The 7,016-nt window shown below is 51.7% G+C and carries 8 protein-coding genes and 1 riboswitch; of the genes, 6 read left to right on the top strand and 2 right to left on the bottom strand.

What is annotated here, in order from left to right:
* From B3W37_RS12680 to B3W37_RS12700, 5 genes are all read left to right on the top strand, one after another.
* Positions 1 to 894: RuBisCO large subunit C-terminal-like domain-containing protein (locus B3W37_RS12680; protein WP_483176040.1), on the top strand; the 894-nt coding region annotated here is incomplete at its 5' end.
* A gap of 17 nt (positions 895 to 911) precedes the next feature.
* Complete coding sequence (locus tag B3W37_RS12685; protein WP_483176041.1) at positions 912 to 1,760, top strand: phosphoenolpyruvate hydrolase family protein; 849 nt, start codon at positions 912 to 914, stop codon at positions 1,758 to 1,760.
* A 115-nt stretch (positions 1,761 to 1,875) separates the two neighbouring features.
* Positions 1,876 to 2,628, top strand: a complete 753-nt coding sequence (locus tag B3W37_RS12690) for a 2-phosphosulfolactate phosphatase (RefSeq protein WP_483176042.1) — start codon at positions 1,876 to 1,878, stop codon at positions 2,626 to 2,628.
* 25 nt (positions 2,629 to 2,653) lie between these two features.
* Positions 2,654 to 3,994 (top strand): Tm-1-like ATP-binding domain-containing protein, encoded by a 1,341-nt coding sequence (locus tag B3W37_RS12695; RefSeq protein ID WP_483176043.1) that lies wholly within the window; start codon positions 2,654 to 2,656, stop codon positions 3,992 to 3,994.
* A gap of 24 nt (positions 3,995 to 4,018) precedes the next feature.
* On the top strand, positions 4,019 to 4,858 hold the full coding sequence (locus tag B3W37_RS12700; protein ID WP_483170531.1) for a phosphoenolpyruvate hydrolase family protein: 840 nt from the start codon (positions 4,019 to 4,021) through the stop codon (positions 4,856 to 4,858).
* A 61-nt stretch (positions 4,859 to 4,919) separates the two neighbouring features.
* Here B3W37_RS12700 and B3W37_RS12705 read toward each other — a convergent pair whose 3' ends face one another.
* Together B3W37_RS12705 and B3W37_RS12710 are read right to left on the bottom strand one after the other, a co-directional pair.
* Positions 4,920 to 5,606, bottom strand: a complete 687-nt coding sequence (locus tag B3W37_RS12705; RefSeq protein WP_481038691.1) for a DUF4412 domain-containing protein — start codon at positions 5,604 to 5,606, stop codon at positions 4,920 to 4,922.
* Between the two features lie 340 nt (positions 5,607 to 5,946).
* A complete protein-coding gene (locus B3W37_RS12710) occupies positions 5,947 to 6,153 on the bottom strand; it encodes a CDGSH iron-sulfur domain-containing protein (protein WP_481038693.1) in 207 nt (68 codons plus the stop codon).
* A gap of 272 nt (positions 6,154 to 6,425) precedes the next feature.
* Positions 6,426 to 6,560, top strand: a riboswitch (cyclic di-AMP (ydaO/yuaA leader).
* 193 nt (positions 6,561 to 6,753) lie between these two features.
* On the opposite strand from B3W37_RS12710, the gene B3W37_RS12715 reads away from it, so the two are divergent.
* On the top strand, positions 6,754 to 7,016 hold a 263-nt coding region (locus B3W37_RS12715; RefSeq protein ID WP_483176044.1), incomplete at its 3' end, for an ATP-binding cassette domain-containing protein.

A 7,016-nucleotide genomic window follows, 5' to 3' on the forward strand; every position in this document is an offset into this window, starting at 1 on the left:
TTCGGTGTTTCAGGGGTGCGCGATCTGCTGGGGGTATATGATCGGCCGCTGTTAAACAATATGATCAAACCCTGTACAGGATACACCCCTGAAGTGGGGTGTCGCCTGTTTTCACGCGCCGTGGAGGGCGGGGTGGACATTATCAAGGATGACGAATTGATCGCCGACCCTCCCTTCAACCCGCGTCAGCAGAGGATCAAATTATACATGGAGGCAATCCGCCAGCACTATGAAGAGACCGGACACCGGGTTCTATACACTTCCAATATCACCGATGGGGCCCTCAAGGTTTTGGACAACGCCAAGCAGGCCATCGATGCGGGAGCCAACGCCATCATGATCAACTACCTGACGGTGGGAATCTCCGCCTTGCAGGCTTTGGCGGAAAATCCCGAGATCAATGTTCCCATTATGGCCCATCTGGATTTTGCCGGCACTATGTACGAATCCCCGGTGTCAGGCATGAGCTCCTATCTGATACTGGGTAAACTGGCCCGCCTGGCCGGAGCAGATATGGTGGTTTATCCCAGTCCCTTCGGCAAGTTTCCCCTGTTGCGCGAACGTTACCTGCAGATCGGCCATCACCTGGAGAATCCCTGGTGCCATATCAAACCTGTTCTGCCTATGCCCGGCGGAGGGGTGATGCCCAATTGTGTACATGCTATTTACAGGGATCTGGGGCCGGACAGCATTATGGGCTGCGGCGGTGCTATTCACGGCCACCCCATGGGCCCGGTAGCGGGAGCCCGGGCGATGCGGCAGGTGATTGATGCGGCAGTAGCAGGAATCCCTCTGTTTGAGGCAGCCAGGCAGCATCCTGAATTGCAGGCGGCGGTCGATGCCTGGGGTCTCATGGAAGAGGAAGAGGTCGGCATTTTTGATATTAAAGGTTAATGAAGGAGGTATTTTTAATGGCGAAACAATACACCCGGGAACAAGTTAAAGCCCGGCTAAAAGCGGTCACTGATGCAGGCAGGCCTATCATAATTGCCGGCGCCGGCACCGGCATATCAGGAAAATTCGCCGAGCAGGGCGGAGTGGATCTGATCGGGGTTTACAACTCCGGATTATTCCGCATGGATGGCAAAGGCTCTCTGGCCGGGCTGTTGCCTTATGGCGACGCCAACCAGATCGTGATAGATTTAGCCCACCGGGTGTTTCCGGTGATAAAGGAAACCCCCATGATCGCGGGTATTTGCGGAACCGACCCCACCAGGGAAATGCGCCCCTATCTGATGCACCTGCAGCACCTGGGCTTTTCAGCCATCATGAACTTCCCCACCGTAGGCTTAATTGACGGCCGCTTCCGTCAGGAGTTGGAAGACACCGGCATGGGTTACCCGGTGGAGATAGACACATTAAAAATAGGCAAAGAACTGGGCCTTTTCACCCTGGGATATGCTTTTAACGTTGAGGAAGCCCGCCTGGTAGGCCAGGCCGGGCTGGACGTATTGATCTGCCACATGGGGCTGACCGCCGGAGGTTCGATCGGCTCCAAGTATGCCGAGGATAAACTCACCCTGGAAAAATCGGCGAATCTGATAAATGAAATGACCAAAGCGGCCCGGGGCGGGTACCAAGACATCATGATCTTCTCGCATGGCGGACCGATCGCCTATCCTGAAGACACCCGGTACATTTACGAGCACACTGAGTCAATCGGCTTCCTGGGGGCCTCCAGCATAGAGCGCATTCCTATCGAGGTGCCGCTCAAAGAAGCCTGTCAGCAGTTCAAAAATATTCCCATCAAGAAGCATTAGACCGGCAGTGATTTTGGCCTGTCGCCCGTGAGAAGCAGCTGGCCGGGCATCACCAGGTTCGGCAGCCATTTCCGGGCAGAACCGGAAATAGGGGGTAGGTGAGATTGAGGCAGATATGATAATCGCTGTGGATACCACCCTTTCAATAAGTGAATATACTCCGGCCAGAGATGACAGCATTTGCATAGTGATTGATGTCATCAGGGCCAGCAGCACCATAGTAACGCTCCTGGATAAAGGCTGTCACAGGGTATATACTCTGGCCGGGGAAGAACAGACCCGGCAATTGGCTGCCCAGAGGGGTATGCTCACCAGCGGCGAATGGCAGGGGATAAAGCTAAGCGGGTTTGATATGGAAAATTCACCTGCGGAAGTATTGAGCTTTCCCGTACAAGGAAGGGAAGTAGCCTTGTGTACCAGCAATGGCACCCGGGTAATCAACACCGCCAGGGGGTGTTTGGAGCTATTTATTGGATGCCTCCTGAATGCGCGGGCTTGCGTGCAGGCTGCCTTAATAACAGCCCGGGCGGCTCAAAGCGAAATCACGTTGGTATGTGCCGGACAGTATGGGAGGTTTGTACTCGATGACGCTTACTGTGCCGGATATCTCTTGCGGGAGATGGAAGTATTGGCCCGGGAATCAGGCGTGACTCTCAGGCTTTCTGATGCCTCCAAGGCTGCCGGAGCTTTAACCATCGCGTATCCTGACGCCCGGGCGGCTTTCCGGGAATCAGCCAGTGGAAAAAGTCTTCTTGAAATCGGCGGAAAAGATGATTTTGACTTTTGCCTGCAGACCGATACTTCTCCGGTGGTTCCTCATATGAAATTGGAACAGGATTTAATCTGGTTTAGCAACTGGGGAAGTTGACCTTTAACAAAAGGAGAGAAAATATTTGGCGAACAAAGAGATTATTGTAGCGGGGATCCTTGACACCAAAGGGGAGGAAATCAAGTTTTTGGCAGAGCGGGTCAGAGCCGCGGGAGGTAATCCCACCATTCTGGAGCTGAGCGTAGGCCATGAAGTGGGATGGGCCGACATAAGTCTGAGTGATGTGGTAAAAAGGGTCGGCAAGACAAAAGAAGATATCTTTGCTTTAGACCGTAACGCGGCCTCCGATTTGATCGCCGGCGGCGCCATCAAACTAGTCGATGAACTGCGAGAAGCCGGCAAGCTTGACGGCATCATCGCTTATGGGGGTTCAATGGGGGCCAGTATAGCCACCAGGACAATGCAATCGCTTCCCATAGGCGTTCCCAAGATCATGCTCACCACCATGGCTTCGGGGGATGTGTCGCCATATGTCGGCACCCGCGATATCTGCATGATGTACCCCATAGCTGAAGCAGGACTCAACAAGGTTACCCGTCAGGTTATCAATAATGCTGCCGGGGCCATTGTGGGCATGGCGTCGGCTCCTGTTATGAAAGGCATTGAAGAAAAACCGTTGATCGGCTGTATGATGTTCGGTGTCACTACCCCTTGTGTGCTGCGGGCCTCGTCTATTATGGAAAAGGCCGGCTATGATGTTATCATCAATCACGCGGTAGGCAGCGGAGGCCGTTCCATGGAAGAGCTGATCAGGGACGGTTATATAACCGGGGTCCTGGATATCACCACCCATGAAATCGGCGATGAGATGTTGGGAGGAGTGCTGGGGGCCGGTCCCGACCGCATGACTGCTGCCGGGGATCTGGGCATCCCTCAGGTAGTGGCTCCGGGGGGACTGGATTTAATTAATTTCGGGCCCAAGCATACCGTGCCGGAGAGGCTGCTAAAGGAGACCGACCAGCCGGGGCGGGGATTGTATGAACACAATCCTACCGTAACCTGTATCGGGGTATCAATGGACGAGATTTATCGCATAGGCGAACACATGGCTCAAAAACTGAATGCCGCCAAAGGCCCCAGCGTACTGTGTGTGCCCATGCAAGGCTGGGGAGCTTGTGATCTGGCCACACCTGACATCGAACTGGGCTGGGCTGGGCCCGGATCCGGTCCTACCTGGGCCGCTGACATGGAAAACCCGCGCTGGTCGCGGCGCTCGGTTGAATATGTGAAAGCCCTCAAGGCAAAAATCGATCCCAATAAAGAAAATCTCGAAGTCATTCTGGTGGATAAACACATGAATGATCCGGATTTCTCCGACTTAATGGCAGGGCTGCTGTTGGAAATGCTGCAAGGCAGCTGGAGCAAGGGCAACAAATCCGCTTTGCCATATGTGATCCCGTTCTAAGTATATTTCACGAGGAGGCTTGCTATGGCTGTACAATATCTGCGCAATGAGGTGGTGGAGCGGTTGCAGGCCCAATCCCAGGCGGGGCAGCCTCTCTTGATGTTCGGAGCTGGTACGGGGTTGACTGCTAAATGTGCCGACCTGGGCGGAGCTGACCTGGTTGCGGTTTACTCCACAGCCAAATACCGTATGATGGGGCTTCCTACCCTTTTGGCCTGGATGCCCTATGACGATTGTAATGACTGTGTTAAGAAAATGGCGCAGGAAATAATACCGGTAGTAAAAAAAGCTCCCTGTATTGCGGGTATAGGTGCGCACAACCCGGCGCTAAACCTGGAGCAAATCATAGATGAAATGATGCTGTTGGGTTTTTCCGGCATTACCAATGAACCGTTTGCAGGGCTTTATGGAGAGCAGTTTGCCAGGCAATTGGAAGATGCGGGGATCGGCTTTTCCCGCGAAGAAGAGCTGATCAAAACCGCGCGCAGAATGGATGTGTTCACTGTGGCCTGGGCTTTTAATGAAGCGGAAGCCCGGATCATGGCTGAGGCAGGTGCAGACGTAATCGGAGCCATCGTAGGTGTAACCGGCGGGGGGCTGACCGGAGCCAAGGGGGTAATGAATATTGAGACCGCCACCGCGGAAGTGCAAAAAATGTGCCGGGCGGCCCGTTCTATAAACCCCAGGGTTTTCGTATTGACTCACGGCGGGCCATTTGCAGATGTAGATACCGCACAGTACTCTATCGCCAGTACTGACGCCGATGGTTATGCTTCCGGCTCCAGCGGGGAACGGATGCCCACTGAAAACGCAGTGATAGAAATCACCAGGAAATACAAAAACATGTCAATCAAAAGGGCATAAGTTTAGGGAAAGGGGGAAGCGATGCTGAGCAACCGTCCCCCTGGTCCTGCAATGCTATGGTTCAGTTGCCGGTGGGCATATTGGGCATAGTGGTAATGGTTGTCCCTGCGGGAATTTCAAAAAGGCTCTCTGCTTGAGGGCCAATCTGATAATTCTTATACTCGATCACAACCGGACCCTCGGTGGTGGTTTGCTCTATTCTTACCGGCATACCGATATCCTTGCGCAGCCACATCTTAGCGGTGTCGCTACCCTCCGTGGAAGTAACCACCAGACAATCATAACCATCTTTGTTTTCTTCACCGACCACTTTCAGATTAGAAGTATCGCCAGACTCGTTCACCCACTCATTGGGGAGCTCGGCGGAGTCCTGGAGAGTGGTCATTTTCATCGCGGTCTTTTGGTCAGGATTATATAAGTACATTTCTCCCTGGGCATTAGTGATAGTGATCATCTTCATGCCCATAGCCTCCATCTCCATTCTGAGTTTTTCACCGCTGATATACATCTTGCCCTGAGTGTTCAAGGAACTTCCCTGACCGCTCATAGTCATCACCATTTCAAATGACATTTGTTTGGCCTGAAGAGCCGTTTCCATGATGTCTTTCAAGCGGTTGTCGCCGGTCTGCTGGGCCGGGGGTGTCGTTGAGGCGGTCGGTGTTCCGGGATCCTCTTTCTTACTGGAGCAGCCTGCCAAGCTGCCGAGCATCAGGGTCAAAACCAATAAAGCTACAATCCATCTTTTCAATCTACTTGCCCCTTTCTTTTCATAAATTTTCCTCATCTGTATGCAGGGTAACAATTATCAGGTATGCTGTCAAACCCAATTTGAACGCGAAAATAGCCCTGTCCATAATTGAATCTGCACCGGCACCTGGGGGCCGGAGCTATTCTTGAAGAACCCGGCTTTCGATCTGCTGTTTCACTGTTTTTAAAGCATTAACAGCCAGATATGGCTATCTTCAGGACCGGGTACTGATATAAAGAGGTTAATGCTGAATTAATGGGAAGTATAGCGTAAAGACATGAATGAACCGGAGACAGCAAGTCTTTTTATAAGAAAATGTCTTGGTGTCCCCGGTTAAATATTAGAGGATATCCTTAGCGCGGGCGCAGGTTTTCATGTGCCCTTTTTCAATGCCATCACAAAAGGGCATGGCTTGGGATTGGCCGCACCGGCATAAGGCCACCGGTTCCTGGCGGGGTATGGTGTTGCCATGGTCATCGATTAAATCGGCATGGCCGGCAATAATAATCGGACCCTGGGCGAGTATTTGTATACGAGTGTCTGCCATTATATGACCTCCTGCAATTTTGCTATTTGTATCATTTCCATAGCGGCCTTGCCGCATACATGGGACTGCGATCAAAGGCGGCGCTCTAAATATGGGCATTAAAGGCCTTATAAGGGCCAAAAAGGCCAAAAAATAGCCTCAAATCAATATCAGCTGATGAGAAGGCCGATACAACTGGCTTATCCATGTTGGAGCTATTTGTCCAACTAGCTGGAAATAAGTTATATTTAATATAATAATCATGTAAACTCTAACAAAATCGAACATAATCGGCCATTCTCAAGCTTAATTCCAGCAGACCCGGCTGGAAGCGGGGGATCCAAATATGGGGTGAATCCAGTTAACTGGTAGGGCCGCCCACAGCCCGAATCCGTCAGCTAACCTCGTAAGCGTTCAAAGGGGGAGAATGGGGAATTCTATTCCTTCTTAATAATCCTGCGTACTTATCACTTGAAGGACTTTCCCTTTTTCCTGATTTACTTCTTTAATCTATCAGGATCGAATGGTCATCACCCACTAATTGACAAGTCCGGTATGCCTTTGCATACGGGTTAATTTAGTGCACCCTTAAATTCGGACAGAATGAAGGGAGGGATAACAGTGGGTAAAATAGAGGTCCGCAATCTGACCAAAATCTATGGAAATAATGTTGAAAAAGCGCTGCAGATGCTGCGAAATGGCTGCGACAACCAGGAAATACGCGAAAATACCAAACAGGTAGTCGGGGTCAGAGAGGCCACTTTTTCTGTAGAGCAGGGAGAATGTTTCGTGATTATGGGGCTGTCCGGCAGTGGCAAGTCAACCTTGCTGCGCTGCATAAACCGCCTCATCAAGGCAACAGATGGCGAAATTGTGATAGATGG

Source organism: Syntrophomonas sp. UBA5494 (genome assembly GCF_002426325.1).